Here is a 16,490-nt window from a genome sequence, read left to right on the forward strand (position 1 = left end):
TCTGGAAGCGATGTCGCACTTGAGAACGGCCGAATAGAGCCAGAATGATTATTCGACGGTCCCCCTTGTCCAGATCCGGCCAAAGCACCACCTCCACCGACATCGATCTCACTGAAAGATCAGACCAGAACCGCATCCACCTGCGATGATTCCCATGGATCCCCATGAACGCACCACATCAGAGAATCGTACTTTAATCTGCGAAATCAACTCAAAAAGCATTTGTCGCACCGACCGACGCACTCTTGACCCTCGAACCGGGGCGCGGTTAACGTCTCTTTCATCGCCGGGGATATCTCCGCCCCGTCGAGACCCTCCGAGAAACCGGGAGCGACAATGGACGAAGAAAAGATCGGCAACGAAATCTCCGCCTACGAGACTCCGACCGTCACCGAGATGGGCGCGTTCTCCGAGGTCACCCTCGGCCGCCCCAACTGGGGATTCGAGAACGACTGGTCCTGCGTCCGGGTCTGCTGACCCGATCTCGGAACCGGCCACCGCCCGGAACGACCGAACGGGCACTCGGGGTCGCGCCGGCGCCGCTCGGGCGTCGGCGCGCTCATGGCCTGAGGACGAGGAATACAGGGCGAACTCGAAAGGCCTCTCGGAGAAAAATGAAGTTCATCGTTCTTCCCTCCACGGGCGACGTGGCCGGAGTGTCGATCGAGCGTCTGGCGCGGACACACCTCCAAGTCGTTCATCGCGCGTCCGGGAGGCCGTGGATCATCGGTGACTGGGACGAGGGCGACGTCTACAAGGCGAGGATCGGGAACAGGAGGGTCGTCCTCTTGGGACGGTTCCTCATGGACGAGCCCGCCCTTCTGCGCGTCCTCGACTCGGCCGAGAGCCTCTCCGACCTCTCCCGGGTCACGGAGGAGATCCCGGGAAGCTACCACCTCGTGGCCGAGCTGGACGAGGGCGTCCGGATCCAGGGGACACTCTCCTCCGGCCGCCAGATCTTCTACTCGAACCGGGGCTCCCCCGTCCTGGCCGCCAGCGACCCCGCCCTGCTGCTCCCGTTCGTCGGACGCGAGTGGGACCGCTCGATCCTGGCCTCACGACTCATCGCGCCCTGGCCGCCCTGGCCGGTGAGCGAGATCCCGGTCTGGAAGGGGGTCTCCGCCCTCGCCCCGGGCCACTTCCTCCAGGTCGACTCGCGGACCGGTACCGCGCGCCAGGTCCGCTGGTGGTCGCCCGAGGAACCCCACCTGACGTTGGAGCGGGGGGCCGAGCTCCTGGCGTCCGCCGTTCACGACGCCGTGCGCAGCCGCGGCCGAGGACGGACCACGGTGAGCGCCGACCTCTCCGGAGGTCTGGACTCCACCGGTCTCTGTTTCGTCGCAGCCGCCACGGGCGTACCCCTCGTCACCACGAGGTGGCAGGCGACGGACGTGGCCGACGAGGACGAGGCATGGGCTCGCAAGGCGGAGCGGCGACTCCCCGAGGCCCGGCACCTGACCTTCGACCGACGCTCCGCCCCCGGCTGGTTCACGGAGCTGCTCCCCCGGCGCCCCGGCGTACACGACCACGAGGGCCCCTTTCCCTGGATCCGCACCCGCGGCCGGCTCGCCCACGCGGCCGAGGCCGTGGCGGATGAGGGGTCCCGGACCCACCTGACCGGCCATGGCGCGGACGAGCTCTTCTTCGCCACACCGCTCAACCTCCACTCCCTGGCCCGAACACATCCGGCCAAGGTGCCGGCCCACGTTCTCGGCTACCAGGCCCTGTACCGCTGGAGGACCGCTCCGACGCTCAGAGGGCTGGCCGATTCGAGCACGTTCTCCGCCTGGTTGGGGAAGGTCACGGGCTCCCTGCGCACCCCGCTGCGGGAGTTCTCGACCGCACCCGACTTCGGATGGGGCCTCTCGGGCCGGATGGCCCGGTGGGTCGCCCCGGAGGCCGTCGAGGCCGCCTCCGAGGCGTTGAGGCGCGACGACGTCCTCTCCCGGGGCCCTCTCTCCCGTTACCGGGCGCAGCACGCCTCCTGGCAGGACGCGCGTCTGTGCGGAGACACGCTCCGGAAGGTGAACCACATCACCCGCGCGCACGGGGTCTCCTGGGAGGCCCCCTATCTGGACGATCGGGTCATGAGGATCGCTCTGAGCGTCCGCTTCGACCAATGGTCCATGCCGGACCGCTACAAACCCCTCCTCGTCGAGGCACTGCGCGGCACGGCACCGCCGGAGATCCTCGAACGCTCCACGAAGTCCGAGTACAGCGCGGAGGCCTACACCGGACTCCGGAGGAGTCGCGAGGCCGTCGCCGAACTCTGCGACGGAATGAGACTCGAAGAACACGGCCTCGTCGACGCCGAGGCCTTCGGCGGGACGGTCTTCAACCCCCCGTCCTCCTCCTTCGGGATCATCCCCGTCATCAACACACTGGCCTGCGAGTCCTGGCTCCGGAGCATCGAGGACGGAAGCAGGGAGAAGGACCTCGTATCGATCCTGGAAGGCTGAGGATGGAATTCATCGACGACACGTCCATCATCTCCACCGAGACCGAGGACGGGATCGTTCTTCTGGACCAGAGGAAGGGCGTGTACTGGCACCTGAACGGTACCGCCGCGGAGATCCTGCGCTCCCTGAGAGAGGACGGGGATCGGGACGTCGCCGTCGCCGAGATCCGGGACAGGTACGGGATAGACGAATCCCGGGCCAGGAACGACGTCGAGGACCTGATCCGGTCGCTCGAATCCGTGGGGGTGCTGCGGCGATGACGGTACCCGTGGCCCTCGAACGGAGCACGCGACCGCCCCTGAGGTATCGCCTCCTCGCGAGGTGTGTCGTCCTCCCGGCACGTCTGATGACACGGATGAGCCCCGGCCGTATCCGGAGCGTCCTCGCCTTCCTGGCGGGCTCCGCCGGTCCCGCCGGCTTCGCGGAGGCCCTGGCCGCGCGCAACGCGGTGGTCCACGTCAGCCGCAGGTGCGCGGGCCCCGGTTGCCTACAGCGCTCCATCGCGACCTTCCTCCTCTGCCGGATCAGGGGGACCGTGCCGGAATGGTGCACGGGTGTCCGTGTGTCCCCGTTCCGGGCGCACGCCTGGGTGGAGGTCGACGGCTCCCCCGTGGGAGAGCTCGGGGAAGTACGGCACTTCCACAAGGTCATGACGGTGAGGCCGGTGATCGTGGTCCGTGATGATGACTGAGATCGTCGCGCTCGCGGCGCAGTACGCGCTGTTCCTGATCTTCCTGGCCGCCTGGGTCGGGAAGATCAAGGGCCCTGGGCGTTTCAGCGGCTTCGCGACGGTGATCTCCCGGTTGACCGGGTGGTCCCCTCCTACGGCGCGGGCCGTGGGCGTCACCGTGGTCGCCGGTGAGGTCCTCGCCTGCCTTCTCCTGATCTCGCCCCTCACCGCCGCGGCGGGGGCCGTCGTGGCCCTGACCCTGCTCACCGCCTTCACCGGGGTGGCGGTCAAGGCCCTGTGGAGCGGTATCCGCTCCGAGTGCGCCTGCTTCGGCGGATCGGATTCGGCCATCGGTTACGCCATGATCGTGAGGAACCTGCTCCTGATCGCCCTCGCCCTGCCACCGCTCGTCGTACGGGCGGACCTCGCGGACCTCTCGGCCACCGGCGTGGTCGCGGTGGCGCTCGGAGCCCTCGCGATCGCCCTCCTCCTCATCGGGTTCTACGATCCGCTCGCCCGCCGCGCCACGGCGGCGATCATCGCGACCCGTCGGGCGACGCGACCCCGGGCCGGGACGGCGGGGGGTGGCGACGATGTCGGGTGACTCCATCGAGGTCTCGAAGGTCGGGAAGGTGTTCGGAAGCGTCCGGGCCCTGAACGACGTCTCCCTGTCCGTCTCCCCCGGAGGGGTGCTCGGTCTGCTGGGACACAACGGGGCCGGCAAGAGCACACTCATCAACATCCTCTCCGGGGTCCTCGAACCGACCACGGGAACGGCGACGGTCGCGGGGTTCGACGTGGTCTCGCAGGCGAGCCGGGTCCGACGTCGTATCGGTGTGGCCGGACAGTACGTGGCCCTGGACGAACAGATCTCCGGGCGGGACAACCTCGTCCTGATCGCACGGCTGTTGGGGGCGTCCCGTAAAGAGGCACGAGAGCGGACGCACGAGCTTCTGGAGCGGTTCGGCATGACCGAATCCGCCGATCGCGCGGTGCGCACCTACTCCGGCGGCATGCGAAGAAGGATCGATCTCGCCGCGAGCATCGTCGGCGGCCCCGAGGTCCTGTTCCTGGACGAGCCCACGGCGGGGCTGGACCCCGAGAGCCGCGCGGAGCTGTGGGCGATCGTCCACCGACTGACGGAGGAGGGCGTCACCGTCCTCTTGACCACGCAGTACCTGGAGGAGGCCGACCGTCTCTCCGACCAGGTGGTCCTCCTCTCCCGGGGACACGTCGTCGCCTCCGGCTCGCCCTCGGAGCTGAAGAGGGGCGTGGGCCGGAGGAAGGCGTCCCTGGGGTTCAACGAGAGAGAGCGTTTCTCGGCCGCCCGGGACGAGGTCCGGAGGATGGGACTGGTCGCCGACATCGGTGAGGCGAACTTCGACATCGACATCACGATCGCCTCGCCTCGCGACCTGGGGGCCGTGATCCACGCCCTGGAGGAGAGGAATCTGGGGATCGACCGTCTCCGGCTCTTCGAACCCAGCCTCGAAGACGTCTACCTCGCCCATGTCTCCACGCGATGAACGCGGCCACGAAGCGATCGGTGAAGGACCCGATGACGATCGACGCCAGAGCCCGAAGGTCCACCGTCCCTTGGAAGTCCGTGTCCTGGCGGGGCTGTTCCGTCCCCCTACAGATCCACATCCTCACGACCAGGGCGCTCCGCGCACTCTGGATGGATCCGAAGCTCGTCCTCGTCAGTGTCGCCTCGCCCCTGGTCATGCTCCTGGTCCTGAGCCAGGTCTTCACGAGCATCAGCGAGACCCGGAGCTTCCCCGGAGGAGTCGACTACATCCAGTTCCTGCTGCCCGCGATCATGATCATGGGCGTCCTACAGTCCGGCATGGGGTCCGGGGCGGCCTTGGGCCAGGAGATCAAGAACGGTTTCGTCCATCGCATGCGCACCCTGCCGGTGTGGCCGGGATCCGTGCTTCTGGGAAGAAGCGCCTCGGACCTGGTGAGGAGCCTGATACAGCTCTCCGCGCTGTCGACCGCCGCGCACCTGTTCTTCTCCTTCCACGCCCCCGGTGGAGCGGTCGGCATGGCGGTCGCGATGCTCATCGCCCTGATGACCGGGAACTGCCTCGGCTGGGTGTTCATCGCCATGGCCTGCTGGTTCCGCAACGCCGAGGTCATGCAGACCTTCTCCGGCCTGGCCATGTTCGCGCTCATGTTCGGCACCAACGCGTTCGTCCCTTTGGACGGCCTGCCGGACTGGCTGCGGAGTCTCTCCCACGTCAACCCCATGACCTACGCCATCACGGCGGCCCGAGGTTGGATCCTGGGCGATCCCGACATGAGCGCCACCCTCTACGCGGTGATCGGAAGCGCGGTGATCGCGCTGCCCTGCGCCCTCTTGGCCGTCAAGGGGTTCGCACGCCCCCTCGGAACGAACTGACACCGATCGGATCATGAGAAGTCGACTGGAGACCACCGTGCCTCTTCAACACCAAGTCAGGTTCCTGCGCTCCGCCCTCGCCAGCATGCGGGACACCGGAGCCGTATTGCCCAGCGGGCGACCGCTGGCGTACGAGCTGGCCCGGTTCCTCAGGGGCCGGGCCACCGGACGCCCGGTCCGTGTTTTGGAGGTCGGGGCCGGGAACGGGGCCGTCACCCGGGTGCTCTTCGCGCATCTTCGACCCGGAGACCATCTCGACGCGGTCGAGGTGAACAAGGAGTACGTGGAGGACCTGACCGAGACCCTGGCGGAGGCGGCCGACGGGTCACCCGGGACGGGGTACACGATCCACACGGCCGATATCCGGGACCTCGCCCCCGAGGCCCCCTACGACCTCATCGTCTCCGGTCTCCCCTTCGCGAACTTCACCCACGAGGAGACCCGCGACATCCTGGACTTCTACATGGAGCACATCGCCCCGCGAGGACACATGTCCCTCTACGGCTATCTGTTCACCCGGGAGTTGAAGGCGGTCACGGCCTCCCGCGCCTCCTACACGCGTCAGAGGCTCTCCCAGCGGCTCGTGGACCGGTTCGTACGCGACCATCTCGTGGTGTCGAAGAGGGTCTGGCGCAACGTCCCGCCCGCCTGGGTGCACCACCTGCGTCGCGAGACCGCCTGAAGAAGACGACCGAGGGCCCGCCGGATGACTCCGACGGGCCCTCTCCCGCTCCCGCGATTGGACTCGAACCAATAACCTGCCGGTTAACAGCCGGCTGCTCTGCCGATTGAGCTACGCGGGATCGCGTCGACGCCCGACCCCGTAGGCCTTGGCGACACCAATAGACTAGCGCCTTTTCGAGGGTGCTCGGGACGGTCTCCCGTATTCGGAGCGCTGTTCTCCGCCCCGCCTTCCGTCGACCGCAGTGAGGGCCCGCCGGATGACTCGGACGGGCCCTCTCCCGCTCCCGCGAGTGGACTCGAACCAATAACCTGCCGGTTAATAGCCGGCTGCTCTGCCGATTGAGCTACGCGGGATCGCGTCGTCGCCCGACCCCGTAGGCCTTGGCGACACCAATAGACTAGCGCCTTTTCGAGGGTGCTCGGGACGGTCTCCCGTATTCGGAGCGGTGTTCTCCGCCCCGCCTTCCGTCGAACGCAGTGAGGGCCCGCCGGATGACTCCGACGGGCCCTCTCCCGCTCCCGCGATTGGACTCGAACCAATAACCTGCCGGTTAACAGCCGGCTGCTCTGCCGATTGAGCTACGCGGGATCGCGTCGTCGCCCGACCCCGTGGGCCCTGGCGACACCAATAGACTAGCGCGCTTTGAGAGTGCTCGGGACCGGTGTCGACCTGTGTGGCCGGAAGCACGACAGGGTAACGTCGGGGCACGGACCACTCCGACCGTCACCAAGGCCTTAAAGAGGGACCCATGCGCTACCGGATCACGTTCGTCGCCGGCCTCGCCATCGGATACGTCTTGGGCGCCAAGGCGGGCCGAGCCCGCTACGAGCAGCTCGCCCGTACCGCGCGCAAGGTGGCCGACAGCCCGCTCGTCCAGGAGGTCGCCGGACTCGTCGGCGCCCAGGCGGGCAACGCGGGCCGGGCCGTCTACGACAAGGCCGTGGAGAAGATGCCCATCACCTCCGTGCGGGACTTCCTGGCCCGTCCCACCGAGGACGAGGAGATCGAGCTCATCGAGTGGGAGACCCACACCTCCAACGGGACCGGCCCCGGCGCCGGCGGAGATCGGAACACCTGACCATGGCCCTGTTCGGGCGGGACGTACCCGCCGAGATCCGCTCCCGGCTGCGGCGCGGTGAGCGCGTGCTCGCGCACGCCTCCGTCGCCGCGGCCCCGGGCGGCACCCCCCTCCCCTATGACGGACCGCCCCTCCTGGTCGCCACCACCCGCGCCCTGTACCTGCCGGACGGCCGTGACGTCCTCTGGCAGAACATCGACCAGGCCCGGTGGGGCACCGAGACGTTCACGTTCGTCGAGGAGGGCCACGGAGAGCACATCATCCGGTTGCGTTCCGAGGAGACCGGCGACGCCGTGGACTACCGCAGGATGGCCGAGGCGGTCTCCGAGCGGGTGACCTCGACCATCCTCGTCAACCGGTTCGTCCCCTTCCCCTCCCCCGACTCCACCCGCGGTTTCCGTCTGGTGGCGCGTCGTCCGCCCTTGGGCGGCGAGATCGACTGGCGCGTCCATCTGGGCGAAGGTCTCGATCCCGAGGACCCGGAACTCTCCGAGGCCGTCTCCCGCGCGCTCTCGCTGCTCCGGGAACAGATGGGCGTCTGACCACCGGTCGGCGGTGTCCGGGGTCCCGGACACCGCCGACCTAGCACGGCCTCAGCCGGCGCTCTCCTTCTTCTCTCGCGCGTCGATGCCCCGCGCGAGCACCTCCGCCAGGTGGAGGGGGCGTCGGTCCGCGCCCTGTTCGATCTGGGTCCGACAGCTGTAGCCGTCGGCCAGGACCAGGGTGTCCTCCGAGGCCGCGCGCACCCTGGGCAACAGTTCGCGTTCGCCGATGGCGGCGGAGACCTCGTAGTGGCCCTCGGTGAAGCCGAAGTCGCCGGCCAGACCGCAGCAGCCCGCGTCGAGGACCTCGCCGTCGATCCCGGCCCGGGCGATCAACTCCCGATCGTCGTCGAAGCCCATCACGGCGTGCTGGTGGCAGTGCACCTGGGCCAGGGCCGTGGCGTCGACGCGGGGCGGCTCCCAGTCGGGCGCGTACTTGTTGAGGAACCCCGCGAAGGTGTGGACGGACTCGGCGACCCGTCGGCTCTCCTCACCCGGTAGGAGCTCCACCAGGTCGTGTTTGAGAGCCGCGGTACAGCTGGGCTCCAGCCCCACCACCGGCAGCCCCTGGGAGACCAGCGGGGACAGCGCGTTCACCGCTCGGCGCATCACCGCGCGGGCCACGTCCAACTGTCCGGTGGAGACCCAGGTCAGACCGCAGCACACCTGCCCCTTGGGCAGGACCACGGAGAAGCCCGCGTCCTCCAGGACCCGGACCGCACCGATCGGGATCCGGGGGTCGAGGAGGTTGCCGAACGTGTCGGGCCACAGCACCACCTTGGGCCCTCCCTGGCGTCCCTCGCCCCGGTTCATGCGGCGGCGGAAGGCCCGGGTGAAGGTGGTGGGCGCGAAGGCGGGCAGATCCCGCTGGGCGGCCACCCCGGCCATCCGCTTGGCCAGCGTGGACACCCCGGGCAGACGCATCATCCGGTTGGCCTCGTTCGGGGCCAGCGCGGCCAGACGGGCCAGGAGGGGTAGCCAGCCCATCGAGTAGTGCGCGGCCGGCCGCACCCTCCCCTTGTAGTGCTGGTACAGGAACTCGGCCTTGTAGGAGGCCATGTCGACGTTGACCGGGCAGTCGCTCAGACATCCCTTGCAGGACAGGCACAGGTCCAGGGACTCGCGTACCTCCTCCGACCGCCATCCGTCGGTGATGACCTCGCCGTTGGCCATTTCGAACAGCAGGTGGGCGCGGCCACGCGTGGAGTGCTTCTCCTCCTGGGTGACCTGGTAGCTGGGGCACATCACCCCCGGCCCGCTCTGACGGCGACACTTGCCCACACCGGAGCAGCGGCGCAGCGCCTTCGCGAACTCTCCGTCGTCCTCGCCGTAGGCCAGCGTGGCCTGGGAGAGCAGGGGGAGTTCGGGCCGCAGGTCGGTGGCGACCCGCACGTCGGAGTCGAGGGGCAGCGGATCGACGATGATCCCGGGGTTCATCAGCCCCTCCGGGTCCCAGATCCGCTTGAACTCGCCGAAGGCCCGGATGAGGCTCTCGGGGTACATGCGGGAGAGCAGTTCGGAGCGGGCCTGTCCATCGCCGTGCTCGCCGGACAGGGAGCCCCCGTGCCGGACGACGATCCCGGCCGCCTCCTCCATGAAGGCGCGGTACTCCCGCCGCCCCTCCTCGTGGGTGAGCTCGAAGTCGATGCGCACGTGCAGACATCCGTCGCCGAAGTGCCCGTAGACCACCCCGTAGCGGCCGTGACGTTCCATGAGGGCGTCGAAGTCGCGCAGGTAGGCGCCCAGGTTCTCCGGGGGCACCGCGGCGTCCTCCCACCCGGACCAGGCCTCCGCGCCCGTGGGAGTACGGGAGGTGAGCCCCGCCCCTTCCTCCCGGATCCGCCACAGGGCCTTCTGGTGGGCAGGGTCGGTGACCACGGAGGCGTCACGGGGGCGGTCGTCGCCCTCCAGGCCGGCGATCATCGTCTTCGCGGCCTCGGCCGCCTCCTCCGGGTCCCCTCCCGCGATCTCCACCAACAGCCACGCGCCGCCCGCCGGCAACGCCACCCGCGAACGGGACCCGTCCCGGTCCAGCGCCGCGACGATACGGTCGTTGATGCCCTCGACCGTGAGCGGCGAGTGCCCCAGTAGGGCGGGGACGGCGTCGGCGGCGGACGGGGCGTCGTCGTAGCCCAGCACCGCCAGAGCGCGGGCGGGCGGCGATTCGACCAGGCGCACCGTGGCGCCCAGGACCATGACACAGGAGCCCTCGGTGCCGACCAGGGCCGCGGCCACGTCGCGCCCCTTCTCCGGAAGCAGCCGGTCCAGCGCGTAGCCGGAGACACGGCGGCGGAACTCGGGCATGGCGGTGCGCAGCTCGGCCCGATGGGTCTCTACGAGACGGGCCAGCGCCGCGTGGATCTCCCCCTCGCGTCCCGGGCGCCGGGTCAGTTCGGAGAACTCCTCCGCGGTGTGCCCGGAGCCGACGGTGAGCCGGGTTCCGTCGGACAGGAGCACGTCCAGGGAGACGATGTTGTCGGCGGTGGTGCCCCAGGCCACCGAGTGGGAGCCGCAGGCGTTGTTGCCGACCATGCCGCCGATGGTGCAACGGCTGTGGGTGGAGGGGTCGGGTGCGAAGGTGAGCCCGTGTTCGGCCGCGGCGGCGCGCAGGTCGTCGAGGATGACGCCGGGCTGGACGGTGGCGGTCCGGGCTACGGGATCGATGTCGAGGATGGAGCGCAGGTGGCGTGAGGTGTCGATGACCACGCCGGTACCGATGGAGTTGCCCGCGATGGACGTGCCCCCACCGCGAGGGACGACGGGCACCCCGTGCGCGGCGCAGACCCTGACGGCCGCGACGCAGTCGTCGACGGTCTCCGGGACGACCACGGCCGTGGGCACACGACGGTAGTTGGAGGCGTCGGAGGTATAGAGGGCGATCGTGCCCGCCTCCATGGCGACGGTGCCACGGACTGCGGACTCCAGATCCCCGCGCAGTGCGGCGAGGTCGGGGCTTGCGGTACTGCTGTGCGGCTCGGACATGTCCACAGAGTGACGCGGCCCTCATCGCCCTGGCAACCGCGGCGCGCGGCCGGGACCGCCCGTCGTTCCGCCTTTCGCGCCTGTCAGCCCAAGGACTCGTCCATGGCCCGGACGAGCTCGCCCTCGGCGTCCATGTCGAGGTTCCAGACCATCATCCCGGCCAACCCCCGGTCACGGACGTACTCCCCCTTGAGCTCGATGACCCGGGGGTCGTCGTAGGTCCACCATTCGTCGCCGTCGTAGATCCAGTGGGCCCCGGCCTCCTCGTCGAGAAAACGCTCGCCGTCCATCGCCTGAAGGTCGGCGAAGGCCCGGGTGGGGCCGTCGTAGTCGTCGTCGGCGGGGCCGGTCGCCGTCTGTCCCCGCCCGTCCCGCTCGGCGGGCACCCCCTGCCAGCCGCGCCCGAAGGCCGGAACACCCATCACCAGTCGATCGGCGTCCGCCCCGAGTTCCTCGTAGCGCCGAACGGCCCGGTCGACGCTGTTGGCCTCCGGATCGTGCTCGGGGGGATAGAGGTTGGAGTGGTGGGTGGTGCGTTCGTTCCACGGCCCGGAGAAGTCGTACCCCTGGACCGTGGCGAAGTCGATGTCGTCGAAGATCTCCGGATCGTAGGCCTCGGCGTGCTCCGCGCCGCCGGGCAGGGAGACGGACAGGACGTACTCCTCCCCGGTCTCCCGTGAGAGTTCGTCCATCTGCCGACGGAACTCGGCGACCAGGAGCGTGAAGTTGGCCGGATCGTCGGGATGCTCCACGTTCTCGGGGTTGCCCTGTCCCCCGGGCCATTCCCAGTCCAGGTCGATGCCGTCGAAGACCCCGGCGGCCACGCCCTCGCCGCCCTGGGGTTCGCCGTCCCGGACCGGCAGGTCCCCGCGCAGCCACAGGTCCAGGCAGGAGGCGACGAAGGCCTCCCTCGACTCCGCGGTCCGGGCCGCGGTGGAGAAGTCCACCGACAGGTTCCAGCCGCCCAGGGACAGGCTCGCGCCCAGGTCGGGATCGAGTTCGCGGAGCTTCCTGAGCTGGTTGAGGCCCCCCGCGAGCTCCTGCTCGTAGTCGTCGGCCTCGCCGTCGACGCTCTCGTCCGCGTCGTAGCGGCGTTGGTAGAGCTCCCAGGGCTGATCGTGCCGGTCCTCGGGGATATGGCACAGACCGTTCTCGTCGATGTCCCCGAAGGCCCACATGATCCGGGTCAACCGGTCGGCGGCCCCGCTCGCGCGCAGGTGTTCGATGGTGAAACCGCGGTTGGCCACGTTCCAGTCGGCGAAATAGCCGATCCGGTGGAGCGGGCGCTGGTTCACGAGGACGAGGATCCCCACGACCAGGACCACGGCGACGACGGCGGCGCCCAGGACCAGGAGCGGGCGCCGGCCGGAAGGACGTTCGGAACCGGAGGGACTCGACAGGGCGTTCACACCTCGACCGTAGGGGCACGGAGGTGTTCCGGAGAGGTCGTTCGCCCCATGTCGGCCACATGAGGCCGTTCACGGGTCGGAGGGAACCCGCGCCCCTCCTCGAACGTTGTAGCGAGGCCGGAGCGTATCGGCCCGCGCCGAAGGGTCAGCCGCCGTGCAGGAAGTCCTTCAGAGTGCCCGCGCGAGAAGGGTGGCGGAGCTTGGCGAGGGTCTTGGCCTCGATCTGTCGGATGCGTTCGCGGGTCACCCCGAACTCCCGTCCGACCTCCTCCAGGGTCCGGGTGCGCCCGTCCGCCAGGCCGAACCGCAGCCGGATGATCCGCCGTTCGCGTTCGGACAGGTCCCCCAGGATCACCCGGAGCCGCTCTTGGAGAAGGGTGAAGGCGGCCGCCTCCACCGGGGCCACGGCGTCGGAGTCCTCGATGAAGTCGCCGAAGTCGGACTCCTCCTCACCGATGGGAGCCTGAAGGGAGACGGGTTCGCGGGCCAGTCGTTGGATCTCCAGGACGCGTTCGCCCCCGAAGCCCGCGGCCGAGGAGATCTCGGCGACGCTGGGTTCGCGTCCGAGTCTCTGGTGGAGGCTGTGCTGGACCCGGACGAGCTTGTTGATGGTCTCGACCATGTGCACCGGGATACGGATGGTGCGGGCCTGGTCGGCGATGGCGCGGGTGATCGCCTGACGGATCCACCAGGTGGCGTAGGTCGAGAACTTGAAGCCCTTGGTGTAGTCGAACTTCTCCACCGCGCGGATCAGACCCAGGTTGCCCTCCTGGATCAGGTCCAGGAACGACAGTCCACGCCCCATGTAGCGTTTGGCGATCGACACGACCAGCCGCAGGTTGGACTCGATGAGTCGCCGTTTGGCCCGTCGTCCCTCTTCCGTGAGGGCGTCGAGTTCGTCCTGGGTGCAATGCCGGCCTCCGGGACCACGCCGTTGGGCGTACAGGCCGACCTCGACGGCCTTGGCCAGCTCCACCTCCTCCCGAGCGGTCAGCAGGGGGACCTTGCCGATCTCGCGCAGGTAGAGCCTGACCAGGTCGGAGCCGGAGCGACGCCCCGGGTCGGAGGAGGGCACGGCCTCCTCGGGGGCGGCCACGTCGACCCCGCTGCGGGACAGGTCGGAGATCGTCCGGTCCAGGGCCTCGGGGGGCGCGTCGAGGCGTTCGAGAACGGACGCGACCTCCCCACGAGTCACCGTTCCCCGACCGGAATCGGGAAGAAGTCGGACCACCTGACTCAGAGGCGGCGTTCCATTGGTCACAGCCGTGGGAGACATCAGTACATTGTGCCCATATCCCCACTGAAACGGGGAGAAGTACTATTGTCACCCTTTTGCTACATACTCTCGACGCCACCCTCTTGCAGGGCACGTTTCTGCTGGCCGAGGCGCATGAGGTCGGCGAAGATCCGATCGAACTCCTCCGGTTGCGCGGCCTGGTCGATCCGGTGCAACTCCGACTTGAGGTTTGACTCGCGACGGTTGATGGAATGAGTCTTGATCGTGCTCAACATTTCCCGCGCGAAATGTTCATCGAGTTCTCCGTAGAACTCGATCTCCTCCACACCCAGGCGGGTGACGAAATCGCGCTGGAGTTCGTTGGGGGCCGCCTCACGCAGAGCGATCGGCCAATGCTGAGGATCGGCCACCGACGAGACGCCGCCCTGATCCCGGATGATCCGGAGCACCGCCTGGTGCTGGGGGACGGTGAAGTCCTCCTCGGTGAGGGAGTCGAAGCCCCGCGCCAAATGGGGGTACTGGATCGCGAGCTTGAGCGCCTGGCGCTCCCGCTGCACCGAGGGGTCGCGCAGGTCGTAGGGCGCCTCCTGGGCGTCCGACGTCGGAGCCGGAGCGGCCTGCCTCGGGCGGTCGGCACCACCGCGCGCACGGCCCCGGCCCATGTGCTGGCGGACCCGGCGCAGCACGAAGGCCTCGTCCATCAGCCCCAGCCAACGGTCCAGGTTCTTGCCATAGGTCAGACGCACGCCCTCGTCCCGGATACCGGCGACCACGGGGGCGGCGGCGTCCAAGGCGGCGATACGCCCCTCGGCGTTGTTCAGGTCATAGCCCTCGACGATGGTCCGGATCATGAACTCGTACAAGGGGCTGGCGCCGTCGACCAGGTCCGCCACCGCCTGAGGACCGTGCTGAAGACGCAGGTCGCAGGGGTCGAGACCGTCGGGCTGGACGGCCACGAAGGTCTCCGAGGTGAAACCGTGCTCCTCGGCGAAGGCCCGGACGGCCGCCTTCTGGCCGGCCTTGTCGCCGTCGAAGGTGAAGACGACCCTGCCGCCCTGATTGGAGCGGCCCAACAACATGCGACGCAGGATCTTGAGGTGGTCCTCGCCGAAGGAGGTGCCACAGGTGGCGACCGCCGTGGTGACCCCGGCCTCGTGGCAGGCCATCACATCGGTGTAGCCCTCGACGATGACCGCCTCGCCCTTACGGGAGATCTCCCGTTTGGCCAGGTCCATCCCGTAGAGCAGACGCCCCTTGTGGAAGATGGGGCTCTCCGGGGAGTTGAGGTACTTGGGGCCGTCCTCCTCCTCGGCGAGCTTGCGCGCGCCGAAGCCGACGACCTCGCCGGTGACCTCGCGCACCGGCCACAGCAGCCGGTTGCGGAAACGGTCGTAGGCGCCGCGCCGCCCCTGGCTGGCCAATCCGCCCTCGATCAGTTCGGCGTCGGTGAAGCCCTGGTGGCGCAGGTGGGTGGTGAGGTTCTCCCAGCCGGCGGGGGCGAACCCCAGACCGAACCGTTCGGCGTGCACCCGGTTGAACCCGCGCTCGTCCAGGAACCGTCGGGCGGCCACGGCCTCCGGGGTCAGGAGCCGCTCGGCGTAGTACTCGGCGGCGGCCTTGTGGGCGTCGAGCAGACGTCGACGTTTGCCCTCGTCGCGTCGGGCGGTGCTACGGCCGCCCTCTTCGTAGCGGAGCGTGATCCCGGTCTGGCGGGCCAGGGACTCGACGGCCTCGATGAAGCTGAGGCTGTCGATCTTCTGAACGAAGGAGATGACGTCCCCGCCCTCCCCACAACCAAAGCAGTTCCCCGTGAGGATGTTGTCCTCGAGCACGAAGGCGTGTCCCTCGTCCACGACCGCGCAGAAGACCTCCTCGAAACGGTCGGTCTCCTCCACCGAGAGCACGGTCCAACCCCGGCGGGCGAACTTCTTCTCCGCTTCGGAGAAACGCGAGCGATGCGCGTCGTGAAGGAAGAACTCCTCGGTCAGGTCCTCGTTGACGAAGTGCACCCGGAAGATCGAGGAGGGCTCACGTCCGGGGAAACCCTCACGCACCTGCTCCGTGATCCCGTAGGTTCCGATCCCGAGCCGGGTCGCGACCATGCGGACGTGTTCCAGCACGGAGCGGTCGGCGCAGTTGAGCATGACCGTCCCGTCCTTGGAGACGTGCCCATCGGCGGCCAGGTACCCGGCGAGCCAACCGTAGAGGTAGGAATGGGACTCCTCCAGCGACGGCGGGTCCTTGAAGAAGCCGGGGAGGTGATGGACCAGGATCTGACGGCCCTGCTCCGAGGTCTCGCTGTTGGGGAACCACTTGAGCAGCGCGGGATCCTTCTCGGCGTCCAGTCGGGCCATGCTGCCGCGCCCGTGACGTGTCCCGTCCCCGAACGTGATTCCGTGCGCGATTCCGAACGGCGAGGGGGTGGTCCTGGTGATCTTCTTGGGCGGGAAGACGTAGGCGAGACGGTGGTCGGGGCGCAACTCCTCGGTGGTGACCTCACGGACCTTCGAACGGTCCTTGCCCGCCTGCACGAACCACCTGTGCTCCGGGGTGGCGTGGATCTCCTTGCGCTGACCGTTCCTGCTCAGGGTCAGTCTCATGAGTCGCTGCTCACCGAATGAGTAGAAGGGCGCCTCCACCCAAGTGGCGCTTCTGGTGAGGATCGTGTGCCTGCCTCCGGCCAACTCCCTGATGGGCCTGACCCCGTCACGGGTCAGCACCCGTGTCTCTCCCGCCAGGCAGTAGTAGAGGTTTTTGGCCGGGGTGACGTTGAAGGAGGGGGACTTCTCGTCGTGGAAGGGGCACAGGCCCTTCAGCGATCCGCCTCCCGCGTTGCGCAATTGGAGGTACTCGCCGATCACGTCGGCGATGGGGGTGCGCTCGCGTACGAGGGCGATGTCTTCGTCTCTGATCCGTCCTGCCACGGTGTTCAGGGTAGTTCTCCTCGAGCACGTTCCGGCCATCGCCCGGGGTTCGCCGGGGGTCCACCGTCCGGCCATCCCGGTGTCGGACGCCGGTCGGCGACGC

The 16,490-nt window shown here is 68.7% G+C and carries 14 protein-coding genes and 3 tRNA genes; 10 read left to right on the forward strand and 7 right to left on the reverse strand.

What is annotated here, in order from left to right; genetic code table 11:
* The first annotated feature begins 336 nt into the window (after positions 1–336).
* The 8 genes from D451_RS27835 to D451_RS0108935 all read left to right on the forward strand — a co-directional run bounded on the left by D451_RS27835 (position 337) and on the right by D451_RS0108935 (position 6,212).
* Positions 337–477: a lasso RiPP family leader peptide-containing protein gene (locus tag D451_RS27835; RefSeq protein ID WP_014911574.1), complete on the forward strand. Its 141-nt coding sequence runs from the start codon at positions 337–339 to the stop codon at positions 475–477.
* 137 nt (positions 478–614) lie between these two features.
* On the forward strand, positions 615–2,459 hold the full coding sequence (locus tag D451_RS0108905; RefSeq protein ID WP_017534152.1) for an asparagine synthase-related protein: 1,845 nt from the start codon (positions 615–617) through the stop codon (positions 2,457–2,459).
* 2 nt (positions 2,460–2,461) lie between these two features.
* Positions 2,462–2,719: a lasso peptide biosynthesis PqqD family chaperone gene (locus D451_RS0108910; RefSeq protein ID WP_014908438.1), complete on the forward strand. Its 258-nt coding sequence runs from the start codon at positions 2,462–2,464 to the stop codon at positions 2,717–2,719.
* Positions 2,716–3,150, forward strand: a complete 435-nt coding sequence (locus D451_RS0108915; RefSeq protein ID WP_026124932.1) for a lasso peptide biosynthesis B2 protein — start codon at positions 2,716–2,718, stop codon at positions 3,148–3,150. Before D451_RS0108910 ends, D451_RS0108915 begins: the two co-directional genes overlap by 4 nt.
* Positions 3,140–3,733 (forward strand): MauE/DoxX family redox-associated membrane protein, encoded by a 594-nt coding sequence (locus D451_RS0108920; RefSeq protein ID WP_020379946.1) that lies wholly within the window; start codon positions 3,140–3,142, stop codon positions 3,731–3,733. Before D451_RS0108915 ends, D451_RS0108920 begins: the two co-directional genes overlap by 11 nt.
* A complete protein-coding gene (locus tag D451_RS0108925) occupies positions 3,723–4,655 on the forward strand; it encodes an ABC transporter ATP-binding protein (protein ID WP_202421642.1) in 933 nt (310 codons plus the stop codon). The genes D451_RS0108920 and D451_RS0108925 overlap by 11 nt, the downstream gene beginning before the upstream one ends.
* Before the next feature lie 32 nt (positions 4,656–4,687).
* Complete coding sequence (locus tag D451_RS0108930) at positions 4,688–5,530, forward strand: ABC transporter permease (protein WP_036567929.1); 843 nt, start codon at positions 4,688–4,690, stop codon at positions 5,528–5,530.
* Between the two features lie 13 nt (positions 5,531–5,543).
* Positions 5,544–6,212: a class I SAM-dependent methyltransferase gene (locus tag D451_RS0108935; RefSeq protein ID WP_017534157.1), complete on the forward strand. Its 669-nt coding sequence runs from the start codon at positions 5,544–5,546 to the stop codon at positions 6,210–6,212.
* Between the two features lie 48 nt (positions 6,213–6,260).
* Here the strand turns inward: D451_RS0108935 and D451_RS0108940 are convergent.
* The 3 genes from D451_RS0108940 to D451_RS0108950 form a co-directional block, all read right to left on the reverse strand.
* Positions 6,261–6,333, reverse strand: a tRNA-Asn gene (locus D451_RS0108940).
* Between the two features lie 162 nt (positions 6,334–6,495).
* A tRNA-Asn gene (locus tag D451_RS0108945) sits at positions 6,496–6,568 on the reverse strand.
* A 162-nt stretch (positions 6,569–6,730) separates the two neighbouring features.
* Positions 6,731–6,803, reverse strand: a tRNA-Asn gene (locus D451_RS0108950).
* Positions 6,804–6,963: 160 nt separating this feature from the next.
* On the opposite strand from D451_RS0108950, the gene D451_RS0108955 reads away from it, so the two are divergent.
* Both D451_RS0108955 and D451_RS0108960 read left to right on the forward strand, forming a co-directional pair.
* On the forward strand, positions 6,964–7,293 hold the full coding sequence (locus D451_RS0108955) for a hypothetical protein (protein WP_017534158.1): 330 nt from the start codon (positions 6,964–6,966) through the stop codon (positions 7,291–7,293).
* Between the two features lie 2 nt (positions 7,294–7,295).
* Positions 7,296–7,835, forward strand: coding sequence for a hypothetical protein (locus D451_RS0108960; RefSeq protein ID WP_017534159.1), 540 nt, complete (start codon positions 7,296–7,298; stop codon positions 7,833–7,835).
* Positions 7,836–7,886: 51 nt separating this feature from the next.
* Here D451_RS0108960 and D451_RS0108965 read toward each other — a convergent pair whose 3' ends face one another.
* From D451_RS0108965 to dnaG, 4 genes are all read right to left on the reverse strand, one after another.
* Positions 7,887–10,817, reverse strand: a complete 2,931-nt coding sequence (locus D451_RS0108965) for an FAD-binding and (Fe-S)-binding domain-containing protein (protein WP_026124934.1) — start codon at positions 10,815–10,817, stop codon at positions 7,887–7,889.
* Positions 10,818–10,900: 83 nt separating this feature from the next.
* A complete protein-coding gene (locus tag D451_RS0108970; protein ID WP_017534161.1) occupies positions 10,901–12,226 on the reverse strand; it encodes a glycoside hydrolase family 18 protein in 1,326 nt (441 codons plus the stop codon).
* 145 nt (positions 12,227–12,371) lie between these two features.
* Entirely contained in the window at positions 12,372–13,457 is a 1,086-nt protein-coding gene (rpoD, locus tag D451_RS0108975; protein WP_017534162.1) for an RNA polymerase sigma factor RpoD, read from the reverse strand.
* 104 nt (positions 13,458–13,561) lie between these two features.
* Entirely contained in the window at positions 13,562–16,387 is a 2,826-nt protein-coding gene (gene dnaG, locus D451_RS28870; protein WP_017534163.1) for a DNA primase, read from the reverse strand.
* Positions 16,388–16,490 lie beyond the last annotated feature (103 nt).

Source organism: Nocardiopsis alba DSM 43377, from assembly GCF_000341225.1.
GTDB classification, from domain to species: domain Bacteria; phylum Actinomycetota; class Actinomycetes; order Streptosporangiales; family Streptosporangiaceae; genus Nocardiopsis; species Nocardiopsis alba.